This window comes from Streptomyces sp. NPDC005263 (genome assembly GCF_042872365.1).
Classification (GTDB): Bacteria; Actinomycetota; Actinomycetes; order Streptomycetales; family Streptomycetaceae; genus Streptomyces.
This window is the reverse complement of the sequence record NZ_JBIAKJ010000012.1, coordinates 166,575-187,899: the sequence shown is the minus strand read 5'-3', so window position 1 is coordinate 187,899 and position 21,325 is coordinate 166,575. Positions and strand designations below refer to the sequence as shown.

Below are 21,325 nucleotides of genomic sequence, written 5' to 3'. Positions count from 1 at the left end.
CTCGTGGCTTTCCTCCGGGCGCTTCCCTTCGGTCTTGCGTTTCCGACTCTATCAGATCTTTTCTCGACCCGATTTCCTCGGTGCTTTCCAGGTTCCCGCTTCCGCGTTTCCCTTTCCGGCGGTCCCAACATTATCAGAAGTTTTGGGCCGGATTGACCGGGCTCCATTTCCGATTCATCGGGAGGGTGGCTTCTGTGGAATCAAAGTTCTCGAAGCCGACAGACACTCACTGTCGCCGAGCCGGTTCAACCGAGCTCCAGGCAACTGTTCGAATCTACCTCCCCACGCGATCCGTGTCAACGGCTCTTGTGGGGCGAAGGAGACAGTAGCAGTTCAGCGGAGGCATCCGCACATCAGGCGGCCGTCGGCACAGCGGCGCTGCGTTCGGTTGCCTCGACGTCGCCCGTGTCACCGGCCCGGGCCGCACGACCGCCCAGGACATAGACGTAGGCAAGGAAGGCCAGCTCCGCGGCGATGCCGATGCCGATGCGGGCCCAGGTGGGCAGGCCGGACGGAGTGACAAAGCCTTCGATGGCGCCGGAGACGAAGAGGACCAGGGCGAGTCCTATCGCCATGCCCACGGCGGCTCGGCCTTCCTCAGCCAGGGCAGCGCGTCGGGAACGCGGGCCTGGGTCGATCAGGGTCCAGCCCAGGCGCAGTCCTGTGCCGGCGGCCACGAAGACCGCGGTCAGTTCAAGGAGGCCATGCGGGAGGATGAGGCCCAGGAAGGTGTCGAGGCGGCCGGCCGACGACATCAGTCCGAAGCCGACGCCGAGGTTGAGCATGTTCTGGAAGAGGATCCAGAGCACCGGCAGGCCGAGGAAGACGCCCAGGACCAGGCACATGGCGGCAGCCTGGGCGTTGTTCGTCCAGACCTGTGCGGCGAAGGAGGCCGCGGGGTGGCTGGAGTAATAGGTCTCGTACTCGCCGCCGGGGCGGGTGAGCTCGCGGAGCTCGCTCGGGGCCGCGATGGTGGCCTGCACGTCGGGATGAGTGCCGATCCACCAGCCCAGAAGAGCAGCGATGACCGTCGACAGGAGCGCGGTGGGTACCCACCAGTGGCGGGATCGGTAGACGGCCGCAGGGAATCCGTGGGTGAGGAAGCGGGTGACGTCGCGCCAGGAGGCACGTCGAGTGCCGGTCACGGCACTACGCGCACGTGCGACCAGTTGACTGAGGCGGCCGGTCAGCTGGGGGTCCGGGGCGCTGGACCGGATCAGCGAGAGGTGGGTGGCGGTGCGTTGGTAGAGAGCGACGAGTTCGTCGGCCTCGGCTCCGGTGAGACGGCGCTGGCGTCGCAGCAGGGCTTCGAGCCGGTCCCACTCCGCTCGGTGCGCGGTGACGAAGACGTCGAGGTCCATCGGTTTGTCTGCTCCTCCGTTGGTCGTCGGCGGTTCGTCATGGATGTCAGCTTGTCGTACTGCGGCGCGATGCGTCCTCAGCTTGGCAGACTGGCTGTTCACAGGGCAGGTCAGGGGAAGGGCGGCGGTTGTGAGTGAGCTGGTGACGGGTGAGGCGGTGGCGCTCGAGTTGCGTCCTGCGAGGCTCCCCAGCAGGGGGTTGGCCGTCCTGATCGACCTGGTCGTGGCCGTCACCTTGTACATCGTCGTGACGATCGTTCTGGTGGCTTCCACCGCCTCCCTGGATGAGGCGGCGCAGGTCGCGCTGTCGATCGCCGCGTTTCTGCTGGTGCTGGTGGGCGGGCCGATCGCGGTCGAGACGCTCAGTCATGGGCGTTCGCTCGGGAAGCTGGCCTGCGGGCTTCGCGTGGTGCGGGACGACGGCGGGCCGATCCGGTTCCGGCACGCGCTGGTGCGGGGGGCGATCGGCACGGTGGAGATCCTGATGACGTTCGGGGTCGTCGCCTGCATCGCTTCGCTGGTGTCGGCACGCGGGCGGCGACTCGGTGACGTGTTCGCCGGGACTCTGGTCGTGCGGGAACGGGTGCCCATCTCACGGGTGGCCTTCGTGCCGCCGCCACCGCCGTGGCTGTCCGGCCGTTTCTCAGCGCTGGATCTGTCCGCGGTCCCTGACGGTCTGTGGCTCGCCATCCGCCAGTACCTGACGCGGATGCAGCAGTTGGATCCGCAGGTCGGTCAGGCCATGGCGGAACGGTTCGCCTCAGACCTCGCGGCTCATACGGGTGCTCCGGCTCCGCAGGGAGTTCCGCCGGCCGCGTATCTGGCAGCGGTGGTGCAGGAGCGGCAGGCCCGGGAGGTTCGCCGGAACCACGGCGCCGGTGCGGCAACGGGAGCGGCGGTGGGGGTCGGCGTCGACCTGAGGGCCGGAGGCGGTACGGGCCCGGGCACGCCGTCGATCGGTGCCGGGGACCCACATGGTGCGCCGGGAGCCTACGGGCCCGCGCCGGGCCCCGTCTCGGTCGCTCCACGGCCCTCCGACGATGTCACCGAGACCCCGTCCGCGGCCCCTCACGAGGATGCGGTGCGGTCCGAGCGTCGTCCCGGTACTGGGTTCGCGCCGCCCGCGTAGAAGTGCCGGAACCCGGCTCGTTCCGCGCCTCATCCCACTTCGCACCTCATCGCACTCCGCCAGCTCCCACCACTCCGCCTCGCTCAGGTGAATACGGAAGGTGGTGAGTCGAGGTCCTCCAGTTCGATGCCGGGAGCCGCGAGGACCACGTCGCCGGCGATGTGCACGGTGTGCTGTTCGCCGGTGTCCAGCGCTGTGACCTGGTATTCCTCCACGGTCAGGGGGCCGTTGTCAGTGGCGTGTGCTTCGATCTTCAGCAAGGCCCAGGACTGGTCCACGGTGCGCGGGGCGAGGACCGGGTCGGTGAGGGCGACGAGGCGTACGCGGGTGGCCGAAGTGGAGGGGGTGAGGCGCAGGAGACGAGTGGTGGCGATGAGGAATGCCGGGGATGTGCCGGTGAAGGCGTGGGCGCGCACGCTGCCTTCCGTGGCATGGGTTCCGGTGGGGTCCGTGCGGACCCAGGTGACACCGTCGAGGGCGGCGCCGCGGACCTGCCAGCTCCCGGCGTGAAGTTCGAGGCGGATGGGGCGGCCCAGCTCGTCGAGGGTGAGGTCGACTGAGCCGCTGTGGTCGCCCGAGGGGGTGGTCAGTTGGGAGACGTATCGCCAACCGGACGGGCCGGGGGCGCAGTGGAAGTGTTCTTCTGCGAGAGGGGTGTGATCGTGCGGATCGTGGAGCGAATAACGGCCGCGGGGCATCGGGGTCCTGGAGCTTGACGGGCTGGTCCGGGTAGCAGCGGCCAAAGGGGCAGGCCCCCGGCACGGGGGTGCGGGGGCCTGCCTCGGAGGCACTGCGAGTGACGAGCGAGTCAGCGCACCGACGCGCTCGTCACGGCTGCGACTCGGACTCGGCGGCTGAGTCGCTCAGCGGGGGTACAGCGCTGAGCCACTCGGCGGCGGCGGTGGTCCGGTCAGTAGCGGTAGTGGTCCGACTTGTACGGGCCGTCGACCTCGACACCGATGTACGAGGCCTGCTCGGGGCGGAGCTTGGTGAGCTTGACGCCGAGCGCGTCCAGGTGGAGACGGGCGACCTTCTCGTCGAGGTGCTTGGGCAGCACGTAGACGTCGGTCGGGTACTCGTCGGGCTTGGTGAACAGCTCGATCTGGGCCAGGGTCTGGTCCGCGAAGGAGTTGGACATCACGAACGACGGGTGACCGGTGGCGTTGCCCAGGTTCAGCAGGCGGCCCTCGGACAGGATGATGAGCACCTTGCCGTCGGCGAAGGTCCACGTGTGGACCTGGGGCTTGACCTCGTCCTTGACGATGCCGGGGATCTTGGCGAGGCCGGCCATGTCGATCTCGTTGTCGAAGTGGCCGATGTTGCCGACGATCGCCTGGTGCTTCATCTTGGCCATGTCCGAGGCCATGATGATGTCCTTGTTGCCGGTCGTGGTGACAAAGATGTCGGCCTTGTCGACGACCTCGTCGAGGGTCGTGACCTGGTAGCCGTCCATCGCCGCCTGGAGGGCGCAGATCGGGTCGATCTCGGTGACGATCACGCGGGCGCCCTGTCCGCGCAGGGACTCCGCGCAGCCCTTGCCCACGTCGCCGTAGCCGCAGACCACCGCGGTCTTGCCGCCGATGAGGACGTCGGTGGCGCGGTTGATGCCGTCGATCAGGGAGTGACGGCAGCCGTACTTGTTGTCGAACTTCGACTTGGTGACGGCGTCGTTGACGTTGATCGCCGGGAACAGGAGGTCGCCGTCGCGCTGCATCTCGTACAGGCGGTGGACGCCGGTCGTGGTCTCCTCGGTCACGCCGCGGATCTCGGAGGCGAGTTGGGTCCACTTCTGCGAGCCGTCCGTGATGGTGCGGTGCAGGAGCTCGAGGATGACGCGGTGCTCGTCGGACTCGGCGGTGTCGACGTCCGGGACCTTGCCGTCCTTCTCGTACTCGACACCCTTGTGGACGAGGAGGGTGGCGTCACCGCCGTCGTCGAGGATCATGTTCGGGCCGCCGGTGGGGGTGTTCGGCCAGGTCAGGGCCTGCTCCGTGCACCACCAGTACTCTTCCAGGGTCTCGCCCTTCCAGGCGAAGACCGGGACACCCTGCGGGTTGTCGGGCGTGCCGTTCGGGCCGACGGCGATGGCGGCGGCCGCGTGGTCCTGGGTGGAGAAGATGTTGCAGGAGGCCCAGCGGACCTCGGCGCCCAGAGCGGTCAGGGTCTCGATGAGGACCGCGGTCTGGACGGTCATGTGCAGGGAGCCGGTGACGCGCGCGCCGGCCAGGGGCTGCGAGTCGGCGTACTCCTTGCGGATCGACATCAGGCCGGGCATCTCGTGCTCGGCGAGGGTGATCTCCTTGCGGCCGAACTCGGCCAGGGAGAGGTCGGCGACCTTGAAGTCCTGGTTGTCGACAGTCGTCATTACGTGCTGCTCCTCGGGGTTGGGGCGAGGTGGGTACGGCTGTTCTGCGCGGCGGCGGACACAGGGGTGCCCGAAAGAGGACACAGGCATGCCCGAGTACGCGCAGCGCAGTCCGTCGGAGGCCCTCTCTCCCTCGGTCGGTCCGCGAGCGGACCGCCCGACCGCCATCAGCAGCGACGTCTGGCTTCCACCCAAGCTACACCGGTGGACCCGGCTGCCCCCAGCCCGCCTCCGAACACTTCGCGCCATCACTGGCTTGGGGTCGGGGCTTGTGCCCGGCTCGCGCCGGACTCATGCCGGGGGCGGAGAGTGGGGCTGCTCACGGGTGAGAACAGGACATCCGCGAGCAGGGGCGGGAAGGAGCGCGGGTGCGGGCAGAACGGGGCTGACGGGGCATTTTGCTCTTTGGGGCTGTAGGTGAGTGTGCGGCAGGATGCCGGGAGATCGGAACAACTGATCGATCTTGCGGGGCGCCCGGGACGGCGTCCCGCTCGACAAAGGCGTGAGGAGATCGATGTGACCAGTCCGGCCGGCCCTCCCCCCACGGGCCGCGGCAACACCGAACAGAAGCCCTTGAGGCTGCTCGCGGTGACCGCGTGCCCGACCGGCATCGCACACACGTACATGGCGGCCGAGAAGCTCGCGCAGGCCGCCGCGAGCCGCGGTATCGAGATGAAGGTGGAGACACAGGGGTCCATCGGGGCTGAAAACGTACTCGACGACAACGATGTCAGCGGTGCGGACGGGGTCATCGTGGCCGCGGACAAGGATGTGGACCTGAGCCGTTTCGTGGGCAAGCGGGTCCTGACGGTCGGGGTGGCGGAAGGCATCCGGCACCCCGAGCAGCTCATCGAGCGGGTGCGGTCGGCGCCCGTGCACGCAGCGAACGGGACCACAGCGCCCACGGCTGCCCACGGTGGCGGCAAGGAGCGCAGCGTCGCGTACAAGGCGCTGATGAACGGGGTCAGTTACATGATCCCGTTCGTGGTGGTCGGCGGGCTGCTGATCGCCATCTCGCTGTCGCTCGGCGGGCACACCGACCCGTCCGGCGGGCTGGTCATCCCGAAGGACTCCTTCTGGATGGACGTGAACAACATCGGTGTCATCGGCTTCACGCTGATGGTGCCCATCCTGTCCGGATACATCGCCTACGCCATCGGGGACCGGCCCGCGCTGGTGCCGGGCATGGTCGGCGGCTGGATCGCCAACACGGGGTCGCTGTACGACTCGAAGGCGGGCGCCGGGTTCATCGGGGCGATCGTGACCGGGTTCCTCGCCGGGTATCTGGTGCTGTGGATCAAGAAGGTCAAGGTCCCGAAGTTCGCCCAGCCGATCATGCCGATCATCGTGATCCCGATCGTGGCGACCACGGCGCTCGGGCTGTTCTTCGTCTATGTGATCGGGAAGCCGATCTCGTGGGTGTTCGAGCATCTCACCGACTGGCTCAGCGGGATGACGGGCACCAGCGCGATCCTTCTGGGCGCGATACTCGGGCTGATGATCGCGTTCGACATGGGCGGGCCGGTCAACAAGACGGCGTTTCTCTTCGGTGCGGGGCTGATCGCGACCGGCAACCAGACGGTCATGGGCATGTGCGCCGCAGCCATCCCGGTCATGCCGCTGGGACAGGGCCTGGCCACGCTGATACGCAAGCGGCTGTACACCGAGCAGGAGCGGGAGACCGGTCTCGCCTCGCTGTTCATGGGGTGTTTCGGCATCTCCGAGGGGGCGATCCCGTTCGCGGCGGCACGGCCCGCGCAGGTCATCCCGGCGAACATGCTCGGCGGCGCGGTGGCCGGTGCGGTCGCCGGGGTCGCCGGGGTCGAGGACGCGGTGCCGCACGGCGGACCGATCGTGGCGGTACTGGGCGCGGTGAGCGGCGTACCGATGTTCTTCGTGGCGGTGGTGATCGGCACGGTGGTCACCGCGCTGACGACGGTCGCGTTGGTGGACATCGGTGAGCGTCGGCGGGGCCTGGCCTCGGCTCCTGCTGTCGAGCCGGTGCTGGTCGGGGCTGGGGCGGGCGTGAGTGCGCCGAGCGGCGCCGGGGCGGGAACGTCCGCGGCCTCGGCCGTCCCGGATCGGGATGCCGCGTCGGGCGAGGGTGCTCGGGGCGCGGGTGCTGTCGTACCGCGTCAGGGCGTCTCCGCGTCCGGGGCTGCTGCCGCGTCCGGGGCTGTTGCCGCCTCCGGGGAGAGTGGTGCCGCGGGTGACGAGGTCCTCTCGGGCTACCTCAGTGAGCGGACCGTGAAGGTCGAACTCGACGCGCGGGACAAGGAGTCCGCCATTCGGGAGATGGCGGAACTGCTGGCGCGGACCGGCAAGGTCGTGGACGGGGACGAGCTGGTGGCGACCGCGCTGCGACGGGAGGCGCAGGGAACCACCGGGCTCGGTGAGGAGATCGCGATTCCGCACGCCAAGACGGATGCGGTGAGCGCGCCCCTGGTCGGCTTCGCGCGGTCCGCCGAGGGGGTCGAGTGGGGCTCCCTGGACGGCACGAAGGCCAGGTTGGTGTTCATGATCGCCGTGCCGGAGGCGTCCGCGGGCGATGAGCATCTGCGGATTCTGGCGCTGTTGTCACGGAAGTTGATGGATCCCGGGTTCCGGGAGCGCCTGTCGGCGGCCGTGGACGAGGCGGCGGTTCTCGATGTGCTGAGCGAGATCCGTTAGCCGAGCGATCCCTGTGCTGAGCGATCCCTGTACCGAGCGATCCGTCAGCCGGTCAGTCAGCCGGAGGGGTCCGTTGGTCGAGGCGCAGGTGTGAGAACACGGCCGACGGGGCCCGCCGAGTCATCGGTGGGCCCCGTCGCCGTACGGGAGATCAGTGCGCGGTCGGGTGCTGTGCGGGTCCCCCGGGTGTGGCCTCGCGGTCGGCGCCCTTGGCGGCTTCGGCCTCGCTGTAGATGTCGGGTTCGAGGTAGATCACGCGGGCGATCGGGACGGCCTCGCGGATCCGCCCCTCGGCGGCGTTGATGGCGGAGGCGACCTCGGCGGCGGTGTCGTCGTGCTGTACGGCGATCTTGGCGGCGACCAACAGCTCCTCGGGGCCCAGGTGGAGCGTGCGCATGTGGATGATGCCGGTGACGGTGGCGCCGTCGACGATCGCGGTCTCGATCTTTCGGACCTCCTCGGCGCCCGCGGACTCGCCGAGCAGCAGGGACTTGGTCTCCGCGGCCAGCACCAGGGCGATCAGGATGAGCAGGATGCCGATGCAGAGGGTGCCGATCCCGTCCCAGACGCCGTCACCGGTGAGCAGGGCCAGGCCGACACCGCCGAGCGCGAGGACCAGGCCGACGAGCGCGCCGAAGTCCTCCAGGAGGACGACCGGGAGTTCGGGGGCCTTGGCCCGGCGTACGAACTCCTTCCAGGAGAGGGTGCCGCGCAGCGGGTTGGACTCCTTGATGGCCGTCCGGAAGGAGAAGCCCTCGGCGATGATCGCGAAGACCAGGACGCCCACCGGCCAGTACCAGTGCTCGATCTCGTGCGGGCTCTTGATCTTCTCGTAGCCCTCGTAGATGGCGAACATGCCGCCGACCGAGAAGAGGACGATGGAGACCAGGAAGGCGTAGATGTAGCGCTCGCGGCCGTAGCCGAAGGGGTGCTGCGGGGTGGCCTCGCGCTGGGACTTCTTGCCGCCGAGCAGGAGCAGGAACTGGTTGCCGGAGTCGGCGAGCGAGTGCACACCCTCGGCGAGCATCGACGACGAACCACTGAACGCGAACGCCACGAACTTCGATGCCGCGATCGCGAGGTTGGCGCCGAGTGCCGCCACGATCGCCTTGGTACCGCCTGACGCGCTCATGTGTCGCGTTGTCCCTTCGCCTTGGTACGTACGCGGGCGCCCCAGGAGGGTCGTCCAAGGACCGGGCCTTTGCCGGTCCTTTGCCGGTGGGTCATTCTTGCAGCCCCGCCCGGCGCAGACTCCTCAGGTATCCACAGAGCCGGTCAGACAATCACAGTGGCCCGGAAGAGGGTGCCCTCGCCGGACACCTCGGCCTTCTCTCCCGCCGGAACGAACACCGACTGCCCGGCCGTCAGTTCGTACTCACCCGCGCGGACCGACCCGGCCGCGCAGAGCAGGATCTGGGCGGTCGCGCGGGTGAGGTCGTGGGCGGCCGAGCCCTCGGACAGGACGTACCGGGAAAGCCGGAACTCGTCGATCGGGGTGTCGTAGACCTCTTCGCCGTCGGGTGAGGGCTCGGGGCGCAGCACACCGGGGTCGCTCGGTTCGAAGCGGACGACGCGCAGGAGTTCGGGGACGTCGACGTGCTTGGGGGTCAGGCCGCAGCGCAGGACGTTGTCGGAGTTCGCCATGATCTCGACGCCGAGGCCGTTCAGGTACGCGTGCGGGATGCCGGCGCCGAGGAACAGGGCTTCGCCGGGCTGGAGTCGGACGTGGTTGAGGAGCATCGCGGCGATGACGCCGGGGTCGCCCGGGTAGTGGTGGGCGATGTCCGCGTAGGGGGCGTAGGCGCCGCCGAGTCGGGTGCAGGCGGACGTGGCCGCGGTGACCGTGCGGGCCATCTCGTCCGGGTCGGCGGTGAGGATCGCCGTGAGGACCTCGCGCAGGGCCGCGTCCCCGGGGCTGGCGTGCAGCAGGTCGACGTACGGCTTGAGGGCGTCGACTCCGAGCCCGTCGAGGAGGTCGGCGGCCTGGGCAGGGTCACGGAAGCCGCACAGGCCGTCGAACTCGGTGAGCGCGCAGATGAGTTCGGGCTTGTGGTTGGCGTCCTTGTAGTTGCGGTGCGGGGCGTCGATGGGGATGTTGCGGCGTTCCTCGTCCGCGTACCCCTCCTTCGCCTGCTCCAGGTCGGGGTGCACCTGGAGGGAGAGCGGGGCGCCCGCGGCGAGGATCTTGAGCAGGAAGGGCAGACGCGGACCGAACTTGGCCACGGCCGGTGCGCCCAACTCCCGTTCCGGGTCAGCCTCGACGACCTCGACGAGGGTGCCGCGCTCCGTGCGGGAGGGGGCGCCCGGGTGGGCGCCCATCCACATCTCCGCCTGCGGCTCGCCGGTCGGCTCGACGCCGAGCAGCCGTGGGATCGCGGTGGCCGAACCCCAGGCGTAGGGGCGGATCGTGTTGTCGAGGCGGTCCATGGGGTTCTTTCTGCCGGTTTCTTGGTGCGTACCACGGTCGGAGCGTCGTCCGTACGACGGTCAGGGCGCCGGGCGTACGAGGGTCAGGGCGCCGGGCGCAAGCGGGCCAGAGGCGTCCTGGGCAAGATCAGGCCCTGGAAGCGAGCGCCAGGTAAACGGCGGCGAAATCCGTCATGGCGATCAGTTCCGCGAGGGTCTCCAGCTCCCCGCCGGGTTCCGGCTCCAGTTCGCTGATCGGTGTGTCGTGGTTGAGGGCCAGGTCGCGGGCGCCGGGGGCGGCGGTGAGACCGCCGATCGGGCGGTCGCGGAGCAGCACCACGCGCGCGTGCAGGGCGGGCGCTTCCTCCACGCGGTCGCGGAAGAAGTCGTCGGGGTCGGCTCCGGCGGCCAGCGTGCCCGCGAGGAGGGCGGTGTGTGCGGCGAGGGCCTCGGGCAGTTCGGCGACGACCGCGGGCGTGCCCGACAACTCGGCGAGGGCGCCGGCGAAACGGCGCCCGGCGGGGCCCGCGGAGGTGCCCTCGGTCCAGATCACCGGGAGGGAGTCGGCGAGTTCGGCGGCCAGGGTCTTGGCCGGGTTGCTGTAGGTCGCGATGGCGGGCCCGCAGCGTTCGGCGACGATGTCGAGGCGGTCGGCGACCTTGCTGAGGACGTCCGGCCCGGCGGTGAGCAGCCCGGCGCGGTCGAGGATCGCGAGCAGGGGGGTGAGCAGCGCCCACAGGACGCCGGGGGCGGACGCGGCGGGCAGTACGTCCTGCCGCTCGTCGTACGGGGCGATCGCCAGCGGTACGAAGAGGCCGTGGGCGCCTTCCACCGCCTCGGTGAGCGGGGTGCCGGCCGGGGCCACCGCGACGACCGTGCAACCGCGTCGGTACGCGGCTTCGGCGAGCAGCGACAGGCCCGGTTCGGTGCCGTCGGGGGTGGCGATCAGGAGCAGGTCCACGGAGCCTGCCCAGCCGGGCAGTTCCCAGCGCAGGGCGCCCGCGGCGGGGGCGACGCCGGTCGGAGCCAGCCGGATGACCGGGCTGCCGGGCCCCGCGAGGGTGCCGAGGAGGTCGGCGACGGAGGTGGCGGCGGCGCCGGGGCCCGCGATGAGGACGGCGCGGGGGCGGCCGTCCGGTTTGAGGTCGGGCACTCCGGCCTCGGCGGCGTGCCGGGCGGCGGTGCGGACGCGGGCACCGGCCTCGGCGGCGCCTCGGAGCAGGCCGCGATGGTCGGCCTCCGCGAGTGCCTCAGGGGTGTCGAGGAGTGATTCGTCGAGCATGGGCGGCAGCCTCCGGTGGCCGGGGTCTTCGGATACGCGGGTCTCCGGGTCGCCAGAGGGGGGCTCACGCGGGGCGGCGGGCCTCGTCGACGAGGAGGACGGGGATGCCGTCACGGACGGGGTACGCCAGGCCGCAGTCCTGGCCGGTGCAGATCAGCTCGGTGTCCTGCTCCTTGAGGGGTGCGTGGCAGGCCGGGCAGGCGAGGATCTCCAGAAGGCCGGCTTCGAGCGGCATGGGGTTGTCCCTTCGGGGCGGGTTCGCGTGCGCTTGTGTGTGCGGATGTGCCTGGTCAGGGTACCGCCGGGAGCGGGGGGTGTGGGGGGCCGGAGGGGGGCGGGGTCCGCGGGCGGCCGGGGTCGCCCCCGCCGGCCGCCCACGGACCTCGGATGATCCGCCTCAGCCCCGGATGATCCCCAGGACCTCGTCCCGCACCTTCGTCATCGTGACCTCGTCCCTGGCCTCCGCGTTCAGCCGCAGCAGCGGTTCCGTGTTGGAGGGGCGGACGTTGAACCACCAGTCGGCCGAGGACACCGTCAGGCCGTCCAGCACGTCCAGCTCGATGCCCTCCTGGCCCTCGTACGCGGAGCGCACCGCGGCGAGGCGGGCCGCCTGGTCGTCGACCGTGGAGTTGATCTCGCCGGAGCCGACGTAGCGGTCGTACTGCGCCACCAGCGCCGAGAGGGGGCCCTCCTGGCCGCCGAGGGCGGCGAGGACGTGGAGGGCGGCCAGCATGCCGGTGTCGGCGTTCCAGAAGTCCTTGAAGTAGTAGTGCGCGGAGTGCTCGCCGCCGAAGATCGCGCCGGTCCTCGCCATCTCGGCCTTGATGAAGGAGTGGCCCACGCGGGTGCGTACGGGTGTGCCGCCCTGCTCCTTCACGACCTCCGGCACCGACCAGGACGTGATCAGGTTGTGGATGATCGTGCCCTTGCCGCCGTTCTTGGCGAGTTCGCGGGAGGCCACCAGGGCGGTGACGGCGGACGGGGAGACCGGGTCGCCCCGCTCGTCGACGACGAAGCAGCGGTCGGCGTCGCCGTCGAAGGCGATGCCGAGGTCGGCGCCCTCCTCGCGGACCCGCTTCTGCAGGTCGACGATGTTCGCCGGGTCGAGGGGGTTGGCCTCGTGGTTCGGGAAGGTGCCGTCGAGTTCGAAGTACATCGGGACGAGGTCCAGCGGCAGGCCGGCGAAGACCGTGGGGACGGTGTGGCCGCCCATGCCGTTGCCCGCGTCGACGACGACCTTCAGGCGGGAGACGGACGTCAGGTCGACGAGGGAGCGGAGGTAGGCGGCGTAGTCCCGCAGCGTGTCCTGCCGCGTGATCGTTCCGGGCGCCGCGGCCGGCTCGGGGGCGCCCGACTCGCTCCATTCCTCGACCAGTTCGCGGACCTCGGCGAGGCCGGTGTCCTGACCGACCGGGGAGGCTCCCGCGCGGCACATCTTGATGCCGTTGTAGCGGGCGGGGTTGTGCGAGGCGGTGAACATCGCGCCCGGCAGGTTCAGCGCGCCGGACGCGTAGTACAGCTGGTCGGTCGAGCACAGGCCGATCTCGGTGACGTCCACGCCGCGTGCCGCCGCTCCGCGCGCGAAGGCGCGCGACAGTCCGGGGGACGACGGCCGCATGTCGTGCCCGATCACGATCGCGCTCGCGTCGGTCACCTGGACGAACGCGGCGCCGAACAGCTCGGCGAGCGACTCGTCCCACTGGTCCGGGACGACCCCGCGTACGTCGTACGCCTTCACGAGCTGGGAGAGATCAGCCACGGCCAACCCTTCTGAAAGTCCGGTAGGTCGCCCCAAACTACCCGCAGAGACCTCGCGGGCCCTGCGCCGCCGACCTGCGGGGCGCCGCCGTATCGGAGTCCGGAGTGATGACTCAGTTGTCCGGTGAGCGCAGCACCCGCAGATGACCGCGGCGCGCGACCTCCATCGGGTCCGCCCCGCGCCCTCCGCCGGCGCCGCCGGCCGCGCGCTCCTGGGGGCGGGCCGCCTCGCGCACCGCGTTGGCCAGCGCCTCCAGGTCGTCGCCGCTGGGCCGGGCCGGAGCCGAGCCGTCGAGGAGGCGGACGACCTCCCAGCCGCGCGGGGCGGTGAGGCGCTCGGAGTGCTCGGCGCACAGGTCGTAGCAGTGGGGTTCGGCGTAGGTGGCGAGCGGGCCGAGGACCGCGGTCGAGTCGGCGTAGACGTACGTCAGCGTCGCGACGGCGGGACGGCCGCAAGCGGTGCGCGAACAGCGACGTACAGGGCTCACGACGTTGGACGGTACCGCACTCTTGAGCGGGCCGCGACGACTCTGCTCCAGGTCGCCCCACTGTGTCGTGCTGTGAAACGTCCCACACGCCTCTCTGGGCACACCTCTCTGACCTGCACAGACACCACATTCCGAGAGGACGGGCCGGCCCGGGTCAGGTCACCACTCCGCACAAACCACGTCAATCACCCCGAGATCGACGGTCGCGTAGAGATACGGAATCGAGCCCAACCTTGGCTGGAATGGTCAACTACCGACATGCGGTGCGAGGCGGACGGCTGCCTCGCGAAGCCGCGTGGGGGTCGGGCACGCGCGCGCGGCGAGGACTACGCTTCACCAGTGATGGACAACCCCGTAACGCCCCGTGCCGCCGCGCCCGGGCCCCGCCGTCGTGACCGCCACGGACGTGGCATGCGCGGCCCCATCGCGCCACCGCAGGTGCCGCTCTCCACGAGCCGTGCGGAGGCGTTCGCGGATCTGGTGCAGGACTCCGTGGAACGACTGGAACGGCGCTGGCCGCAGCTCGCCGACATCGATTTCCTGGTGCTCGAAGTGCCACGGCTCGACGGGCCGGGGGAGGTGTGGAACGACGAGGCGGTTCCGCTGGGCGGCACGATCGCCTCCGAGGACGGACAGCGGGCGCGGGTGATCGTGTACCGGCGGCCGGTGGAGATCCGTACCAAGGGACGGGACGAGCGGGCCGCGCTGGTGCACGAGATCGTCGTGGAGCAGGTCGCCGAGCTGTTGGGGCTGACCCCGGAGACGGTGGATCCCCGGTACGGGGAGGACTGACCTCAGCCGGTCCTCCCCCGAGGCACCCCGGTCCGGTTACTTCTGCAGCACCGACAGGTCCTCGTCCGCTTCCGGTACCGCCACCATCCCCCGGTCGTCCGGGAGGGTCTGGATGGTGAAGCCGGGGACTCCCCCCTCGGTGGCCTCGAGGGTCCGGGCGGCATAGACCTGGCCCCCCGAGACCGGCTCCACCGTCAACGCGTACGTGCCCTTCAGCCCGCTGGGGACCGGCGCCTCGACGCTCTGGGCGGTGCCCCCCTTGATGGTGAACGTCTTCGACGCCGGAGTGCCGCCGCCGCTGCCCGCCGACGCGGTGACCTTGACCTTCGCGGCCTGGCCCGGCGCGGTCAGGGTGAGCGTGGTGCCCTTGGCGCTGTTGTCGGCGGACGTCGCCCGGGTGCCGACCGGAGCGGCGGCGGGGATGAACGCCGTCTCCTGCTTGTCCCCCTTGCCACGGACGACCCTGAGGGCGGCTACCACCGGAACGGACTGGTCGGTCGGGGTCAGGATCAGGGAGCCGGCCTCGCCGCGGGTGACGTCCCCGAGGTCGACCGCGGTCGTCATGCCCGCCTTCACGTGCAGCGTCTCGTTCCCGGCGGGTGTGATGGACCCGGACGGGGAGGCCAGGCGCACCTTCAGGTCGGCGTCGGAGTCACCGGGCGTGAAGGCGACCAGGCGTACGGCGGTGGCGTCCTTCGGGATGCCGGGGAGGACGAGACCGCCCGCCGGGTCGGTGGCCGCGGCCAGCCAGTCGCCGCCGAGCCGGTCGTCCAGCGCCTGCACGGACGCCGCCACCCGCCCGCTGCGGACGTTCACATGGACGGTGAGGTTCTCCTGCTTCGCGGCCGTGAGCGTGGACAGCAGCACCGGGTCACTGGAGTGCGGCTGGACCGTGATGCCCTCCCCCACCGTGGTCCGCAGGGCGCCGTCCTTGCCGTAGAGCTCCACGTCGACGACGGCGGCGGAGTCGTCCGGGTTGGTGAGGTGCACGTAGTCGGTGCGGTCGGCGGCGGTGCTGGCGCCGGGGAACCAGAACTCCGTGTCGGGGGCGGTGCAGTTGACGCCCTGGAGACCGCGGCCGGTGCCCGCGGCGACCTCGGTGGTCTCCTGGAGGGTCCAGCCGGGCGCGTAACCGCCCTCGGCGGTGCCGAGGAGCGCGGGGCTGTCGGCGCCGGAGACGTCCCCGGTGACCGGGGTGCCGGGGCCCTTCGGCGTCAGGACCGGCTTGGTCTTCTTCTTCGACGCGGCCGTGCCGTCGGCCGACTGCCCGGCGGCCGGCTGCAGTTCGCCCTTCCCGTCGCTCCCGGCGCCCTTGGTCACGGGCGTGAAGGACGTGTACGACGTCTCCGCGAGGTCGGAGAGGCTGGGCGCCGGGCACACCAGGCGGGTGCGCTCCACCGGCAGTTCGGCGGCCGCCCCCGTGGTGTCGGTGCCGGCGGCGTCCGGTGTGTCGAGGACGGCGAATCCGGTGATGGCGGCGAGCGCGGCGGTACCCGCGATCAGGGACAGGGTGGTGCGGTTCACTGCTGGCTCCCGTCGGGGCTCTGCTCAGGGCCGGTGCCGTGCGGGTGCGGCTGCTGCTGCTGCTGCGCTGGGTCGTAGGTGGGGTCGTAGCCCTGGTCGTAACCCTGCTGGGGGTAGTCCTGGCCGTAGCCCTGGTCGTACGGCGTCTGCTGGGGCTGACCGCCGTACGCGTACGGGTCGTACTGGCCGCCCTGGTACGGGTCCGCCTGGTAGGGCTGCTGGTCGTAGCCGCCCGCGGGGTACTGCTGCTGGGCGTCCTGGTAGTGCTCTCCGCCGTAGCCGTTGCCGTACTCGGCGCCGGTGTAGCCGGGGGTGTCCCACTGGCCGTAGGACTGCTGTGGGACGGCGGCGGGGATGGGGGCCTCCTCCCCCGGTGGAGGGGGTGGGAACTCGTCCGGCCGGGCGCCCTCTTCGGCCTCGGCCTGGGCGCGCAGACGGCGGGCGCGTCGGCCCTCGCCGGCGACGGCCTGGGCGGGGACGGCGGGCTCCTCGGGGAGGTCGTCGTCGACGTGGCGGCGGCGGCCGGGCAGCGCCAGCACGACGAGGACGAGGGCGAGCGCGCCCTGCGCCCACAGCCAGGCGGTGTGGGTGATCGGGTCGTCGAAGGTGACGTCCAGCTCGCCGCCGGTGGCGGGGAGTTCGAAGCCCTGGGCCCAGCCGTCGACCGTGGTGCGGGTGAGCGGCCGGCCGTCCAGGGTGGCCGTCCAGCCCTCGGCGGCGGTGTCGGCCAGGCGCAGGACGCGGCCGTCGGCGCCGGAGGGGATCGTGGTGTGGATGTCGACGGGACCGGCGGCGACGGGCCGCGGGGCACCGGACTCGGTGACGATGGTGGCGCGCGCGACCTCCTGGTCGACCCGCCACAGTCCGCTGCCGTCCCGCTGGCTGAGCCGGGACAGCCCCGGCGTGGCGTCCAGGACGCGGGTGACCTCGCGGGGCGCGCCCTTGTGGACGAGGACGTAGCGCACCGCGAACTTGCCGAGCTGGTCGGTCTGGTCGGCGCCGGAGCCGGCCACGAGGTTGGCGACGACCTTGTCGAGTCCGCTGTTCCCGCCGTCGGCGGCGGTGAGTTCGGCGTCGCCGAGGCGGGCGCCGGAGCCGCGGACCAGCATGTAGCCGACGTGGGCGGCGGAGTCGCTGTCGAGGACCAGGGTGCGGGCCTGGTCGCTGGTGCCGCTCTCCTCGGCGACGAACGCGGGCACCTGCACCGGGTCGCGCCGCTCCAGCGGCCCGTCGGCGCCGCCGATCATCCATCCGGCGGCGACGAGCAGCGGGCCCGCGGCCGAGGCGAAGGCGATCAGCGCGGCGACCGGCTGACGCCAGCCGAAGCTCTGCTCGGCCACCCGCGAGCGTGCCCCGTCGGCGCCGAGCACGGCGGCGGCCAGGAGGGCGAGGCCGTAGACGAGGGTGGCCGGGCCGGCCCAGGTGGAGGCGTTGGACAGGACGGCGAAGAGCAGACCGACGAGGGCGGCGGCCCAGGCGGTCCAGATGCCGAACTGCCGCTCGGAGCGCAGCAGGGAGGCGAGCGCGGCCAGGACCACGCCGATGAGCATCAGTCCGCTGACCGTGCCGGGGCCTCCGGGGCTGATGCCGAGCAGATCGAGGGCGGTGGCCGCCGAGGAGCCGTACTCCAGGCCGGCTTCCTGGAAGAAGCCGAACGGGAGCAGGGTCAGCGACCAGGGCGCGAGGACGAGCAGGGGGACACCGAACTGGGCCAGGAAGCGCGGGCCGTAGGCGGTGAGCTCGGCGCGGCGCACGACCAGCAGGCCGATGCCGAGGACCAGCGCGATCGGCCAGATGATCGGCGTGAACGCGGTGGTGACCGTCAGGAGCAGCGCGTACGCCCAGGTGGCGCGCCAACTGCCGCGTGTGCCGGAGGTGTTCGCGAGGCCGCTGGCCGCGATGCCGGCGCGCGCGATGAGCGGCAGCAGGACGGCGAGGACGGCGGTGCCGAGGCGCCCGCCGGCGAGGGCGCCGGTGGCGGCGGGCAGGAAGGCGTAGACGACGGCGGCCCACGCCCGCAGGAGGCGGGACTCGACGAGCGGACGGGAGGCGAAGTACGCGGTGAGGCCCGCCAGCGGGACCGAGCAGACCAGCAGGATCGTGATCGCGAGGCCGGTCGAGCCGAACAGCACGGACGCGAGCATCGCGACGAGGGCGAGGTACGGCGGCGCGGACGCGGTGCCGCCGGCGCCCACGGTGTGCCAGGCGTCGAGGTAGCGGGACCACAGGTCACTGGAGTCGGCGGAGGCGGGCAGCAGGGCGCCGCCCGCCAGCGCGCCGCCGCCGAGGAGGGCGCGGCAGGCGACCAGGGAGACCAGCAGCAGCGTCAGGAAGAGCACCGGGCCGGGCTTGCGGGCGATGCGCTTGAGGCGGGCGAACTGCTCGATCTCCAGGAAGTCGGCGTCGTCGCCGCCGGGCCCGGACTCGATCCCGCCGCCGTGCCGGCCGGCGCCGGAGGTGGCCTCCGGGTCGGAGCTGCCGAAGAGGTCACCCGCGGCCTGTTCGACCGTGGCGCGGATCGTCGCACCCGGCGGCGGGAACAACGGCCGCGTCTCCTCCTTGCCGACGGCGGGACGTCCGCGCCTGCGGCGGCCGGCGAGGATCCGCTCGGGCCGCAGCAGGGTGCCCACCAGACCGCGGATCTCGTCCACGGCCTGTCCGGGGACCTTGCCGACGAGGTAGGCCACGGTCCGCAGCACGGTGCCCAGGACGAGCCGCAGCAGCACCCAGGGCAGCATGGCCGTGCGCGTGTTGACGAGCAGGGTGTAGGCCGCGCCAGCCTTGTCGACCTTGTGCGGGGAGGCGGTGGTGCGGCCCGCGCAGTCGACGGCGCGGCGCTCGCGGGAGGCTGCCTCGGCGTGTCGTACGACGGCTTCCGGGGCGATCAGCACGCGGTATCCGGCCGCGTTGGCGCGCCAGCACAGGTCGACGTCGTCACGCATCAGGGGCAGTCGGCGGTCGAAGCCGCCGAGTTGCTCGAAGACGTCGCGCCGGATCAGCATGCCCGCGGTGGACACGGACAGCACCGGACGGACGTGGTCGTGCTGGCCCTGGTCCTGTTCACGGCGGTCGAGGCCGGTCCAGCGGCGGCCGGAGTGGGCGATGGTGACGCCGACCTCCAGCAGCTGCCGGCGGTCGTACCAGCCGCGGAGCTTGGGGCCGACGACGGCGACGTCGTCCCGGCCCAGTTCGTACTCGTTGTCCACGACCCGCAGCAGCTGGGCCAGGGCGTCCGGTTCGGGGGCGCAGTCGTCGTGCAGCAGCCACAGCCACTGGACCGGTTCGCCGTGCGGGAGGTCCGGCATGTCGTAGGCGTCGTCGCGCCAGGTGCGGCTGACGGGGTCCCAGCCGCTGGGCCGCTTCAGGTACGGCAGCTCGTCGGGCGTCAGGACGGGGGCGGTGCGGCCGGCCTCCTCGACGGCCTGGCCGAAGCCCGTGCGCCGGGCGAGGTGCAGCACCCGGTCGGCGCCGAGGGCGTCGGTGACCAGCTGGGCGGAGTCGTCCGCGCTGCCGGTGTCGGCGCCCACGGCGAACTGCACGGGGCGCTCCTGGCCGAGCAGCCCGGTGAGCGCGTCGGGCAGCCAGCGGGCACCGTCGTGGGAGACGAGGACCGCGGTCACCACATGACGCGGGAACTCAGGTGTGGCAGCGGTGTCGTGCTGGGCTGCCGGGTGGTTGTGCACGGACATCGAGGTACGGGCCCCGGTTCGCTGGACTGCGGTGGACGCCTGTGCCCCTGGGGGGGCAGCGGGGAGTCTCGGACGAGCGCCCACACTATCGGCAGAACCAAAAGGGGCGGTGCGTCGTGCCTCGATGAGGGCGGTGGCCGGGCGCCGGGCGGGTGAGGGCGGCCGGCCGCCCGTGGACGGCCCCACCGGCGACGGGCCGTTCGTGGACGTAGGTGTGCGCGGACGGGGGGCGGGTGCTCCTCGGTCAGACGGCGGCCTTCTTGAGTCTGCGGCGCTCGCGCTCGGACAGACCGCCCCAGATGCCGAACCGTTCGTCGTTGGCGAGGGCGTACTCGAGGCACTCGGAGCGGACCTCGCAGGCGAGGCAGACCTTCTTGGCCTCGCGGGTGGAGCCGCCCTTCTCGGGAAAGAAGGACTCGGGGTCGGTCTGGGCGCACAGCGCGCGCTCCTGCCAGCCGAGTTCCTCGTCCGCGTCGTCGACCAGCAGTTGCTGCACCGTCTCGGTCATGTGCGCCCCTCGTCTGTCTTTCGCATCCCCGTGATCCAGCCGTTACCGAAGTCGGCTGAACGACACGAGTGAAATTACAAGTGTGCTGATCCGGGCGAGTCAAGCCGAGATCTGCTATTGAGCCCCTTATTCACTCTGCGGAACCAAGGCCTAGCGGAAAGTGTTCAAATCGTCCTAAACCTTGACATGCAGACGAAGCCCGAGAGGGCACCCCCTGTCATGCAGGGCCTTTCCGGCCCTGCATGGAGGAGGACGCCCGGGGGTTCGAACTCGTTCCGACGCGCGCATCGAAGCAAACCGGATCACAGTCGCATCACGGGATCACAACGGGGCTTGCGCGCCTGGTGATGCGCCATGTGTCCCGGGTAACGCCTGCACAAACCTTTCACCTTGGAGATGGACCGGATGAGGTGAAAGATGTCCCACTTGTCGGGTGTCGAGTTGACAGTGGACGTGTGAACCGATGTCCTTGTGGGCATGCTCGCGAACTTGGCACTCACCTCGACCCGCTCGGCCGGGTCCCTCGGTGCTGCCCACGCTCGCTGTAGCTGTTGTTGCTGTCCCAGCTGTTGAGCCCAACGCGCTCCGGCTGTACGTGAGTCCACCGCGACTCGGCTGCCGTTTCCTTGGATCCGCACCAGGATCGAGCCCTCACGGGCATCCTCCCCGCTCGCGACCCGGGCGGACGGTACGCGACACCCAGCCCCCCACTCTTCCGCCGAGGACACACCCACCCCATGAACAGCGACAGCGACATCCAGATCGCCGGCGACATCCTCGAAGTCCCGCACCTGCTCCAGGCCCCGCGCGAGCACCCGGCCACCGTCGCCGAGTTCGTCGGCCTGGCCCGCTCCCTCGCCGCCGACCGCTCCCAGTGGGAGCACCTCGTCCAGTACGACGCGACCACGCGCTGGTACCACCGGCTGCGCACCGGGCCCGGCTACGAGGTGTGGCTGCTGTCCTGGGTGCCCGGGCAGGGCAGCGGGCTGCACGACCACGGCCGCTCCTCCGGAGTCCTGACCGTCCTGGAGGGCACCCTCACCGAGCGGACCGAGCGGGGCACCCGCGCGCTCGGAGCGGGCACCCAGCGGGTCTTCGCCCCGGGATACGTGCACGAGGTGGTCAACGACGCGCTGGAGCCCGCCGTGAGCCTGCACGTCTACTACCCGGGCCTCACCGAGATGCCGATGCGTCCCCAGTCCCTGCTGGGTTCGACCGGGCGGACCGCCCTGGCGTGCACGGCCCCCGCGGCCCACGACGACGTGGACGACGTGACCGCGTGACGAGGGCGGGGACCGGCCGAAAGCGGGCCGGGACCGGCCGGCGCTTCGTGTGACCGCCTGACGCGGTGTC

At 71.3% G+C, this 21,325-nt stretch carries 16 protein-coding genes; 4 read left to right on the top strand and 12 right to left on the bottom strand.

The window, feature by feature from the left end:
* Window positions 1–353 precede the first annotated feature (353 nt).
* On the bottom strand, window positions 354–1,361 hold the full coding sequence (locus ACFYRY_RS38395) for a stage II sporulation protein M (RefSeq protein ID WP_389156691.1): 1,008 nt from the start codon (window positions 1,359–1,361) through the stop codon (window positions 354–356).
* A 130-nt stretch (window positions 1,362–1,491) separates the two neighbouring features.
* Between ACFYRY_RS38395 and ACFYRY_RS38390 the strand changes: the two genes are divergently transcribed.
* Window positions 1,492–2,490: an RDD family protein gene (locus ACFYRY_RS38390; RefSeq protein ID WP_389156688.1), complete on the top strand. Its 999-nt coding sequence runs from the start codon at window positions 1,492–1,494 to the stop codon at window positions 2,488–2,490.
* Window positions 2,491–2,573: 83 nt separating this feature from the next.
* On the opposite strand, the gene ACFYRY_RS38385 is transcribed toward ACFYRY_RS38390, so the two are convergent.
* Window positions 2,574–3,188, bottom strand: coding sequence for a hypothetical protein (locus ACFYRY_RS38385; protein WP_389156685.1), 615 nt, complete (start codon window positions 3,186–3,188; stop codon window positions 2,574–2,576).
* 212 nt (window positions 3,189–3,400) lie between these two features.
* The gene (gene ahcY, locus ACFYRY_RS38380; RefSeq protein WP_389156682.1) at window positions 3,401–4,855 is read right to left on the bottom strand and encodes an adenosylhomocysteinase; all 1,455 of its coding nucleotides are present in this window, start codon (window positions 4,853–4,855) and stop codon (window positions 3,401–3,403) included.
* 516 nt (window positions 4,856–5,371) lie between these two features.
* Here ahcY and ACFYRY_RS38375 point away from each other — a divergent pair.
* Window positions 5,372–7,525, top strand: a complete 2,154-nt coding sequence (locus tag ACFYRY_RS38375; protein ID WP_389156679.1) for a fructose-specific PTS transporter subunit EIIC — start codon at window positions 5,372–5,374, stop codon at window positions 7,523–7,525.
* Window positions 7,526–7,676: 151 nt separating this feature from the next.
* Here ACFYRY_RS38375 and ACFYRY_RS38370 read toward each other — a convergent pair whose 3' ends face one another.
* The 6 genes from ACFYRY_RS38370 to ACFYRY_RS38345 all read right to left on the bottom strand — a co-directional run bounded on the left by ACFYRY_RS38370 (window position 7,677) and on the right by ACFYRY_RS38345 (window position 13,510).
* Complete coding sequence (locus tag ACFYRY_RS38370) at window positions 7,677–8,657, bottom strand: cation diffusion facilitator family transporter (RefSeq protein WP_389156676.1); 981 nt, start codon at window positions 8,655–8,657, stop codon at window positions 7,677–7,679.
* A 143-nt stretch (window positions 8,658–8,800) separates the two neighbouring features.
* Window positions 8,801–9,952 (bottom strand): mannose-6-phosphate isomerase, class I, encoded by a 1,152-nt coding sequence (gene manA, locus ACFYRY_RS38365; RefSeq protein WP_389156673.1) that lies wholly within the window; start codon window positions 9,950–9,952, stop codon window positions 8,801–8,803.
* A gap of 127 nt (window positions 9,953–10,079) precedes the next feature.
* The gene (locus ACFYRY_RS38360; protein WP_389156670.1) at window positions 10,080–11,213 is read right to left on the bottom strand and encodes an SIS domain-containing protein; all 1,134 of its coding nucleotides are present in this window, start codon (window positions 11,211–11,213) and stop codon (window positions 10,080–10,082) included.
* Window positions 11,214–11,277: 64 nt separating this feature from the next.
* Window positions 11,278–11,448: a Trm112 family protein gene (locus tag ACFYRY_RS38355; protein ID WP_007382472.1), complete on the bottom strand. Its 171-nt coding sequence runs from the start codon at window positions 11,446–11,448 to the stop codon at window positions 11,278–11,280.
* A 162-nt stretch (window positions 11,449–11,610) separates the two neighbouring features.
* Entirely contained in the window at window positions 11,611–12,978 is a 1,368-nt protein-coding gene (locus ACFYRY_RS38350; RefSeq protein ID WP_389156667.1) for a phosphomannomutase/phosphoglucomutase, read from the bottom strand.
* A gap of 106 nt (window positions 12,979–13,084) precedes the next feature.
* The gene (locus tag ACFYRY_RS38345) at window positions 13,085–13,510 is read right to left on the bottom strand and encodes a DUF3499 domain-containing protein (protein WP_389156731.1); all 426 of its coding nucleotides are present in this window, start codon (window positions 13,508–13,510) and stop codon (window positions 13,085–13,087) included.
* A gap of 291 nt (window positions 13,511–13,801) precedes the next feature.
* Here ACFYRY_RS38345 and ACFYRY_RS38340 point away from each other — a divergent pair, with 291 nt between their 5' ends.
* Window positions 13,802–14,251, top strand: a complete 450-nt coding sequence (locus ACFYRY_RS38340) for a metallopeptidase family protein (RefSeq protein ID WP_389156664.1) — start codon at window positions 13,802–13,804, stop codon at window positions 14,249–14,251.
* Window positions 14,252–14,287: 36 nt separating this feature from the next.
* On the opposite strand, the gene ACFYRY_RS38335 is transcribed toward ACFYRY_RS38340, so the two are convergent.
* From ACFYRY_RS38335 to ACFYRY_RS38325, 3 genes are all read right to left on the bottom strand, one after another.
* On the bottom strand, window positions 14,288–15,775 hold the full coding sequence (locus ACFYRY_RS38335) for a DUF5719 family protein (RefSeq protein WP_389156661.1): 1,488 nt from the start codon (window positions 15,773–15,775) through the stop codon (window positions 14,288–14,290).
* The gene (locus tag ACFYRY_RS38330) at window positions 15,772–19,464 is read right to left on the bottom strand and encodes a glycosyltransferase (RefSeq protein WP_389156658.1); all 3,693 of its coding nucleotides are present in this window, start codon (window positions 19,462–19,464) and stop codon (window positions 15,772–15,774) included. Before ACFYRY_RS38330 ends, ACFYRY_RS38335 begins: the two co-directional genes overlap by 4 nt.
* Window positions 19,465–19,708: 244 nt before the next feature.
* Window positions 19,709–19,972, bottom strand: coding sequence for a WhiB family transcriptional regulator (locus tag ACFYRY_RS38325; protein WP_010034659.1), 264 nt, complete (start codon window positions 19,970–19,972; stop codon window positions 19,709–19,711).
* Window positions 19,973–20,709: 737 nt separating this feature from the next.
* Here ACFYRY_RS38325 and ACFYRY_RS38320 point away from each other — a divergent pair.
* Window positions 20,710–21,255, top strand: coding sequence for a cysteine dioxygenase (locus tag ACFYRY_RS38320; RefSeq protein ID WP_389156655.1), 546 nt, complete (start codon window positions 20,710–20,712; stop codon window positions 21,253–21,255).
* The last annotated feature ends 70 nt before the right edge of the window (window positions 21,256–21,325 follow it).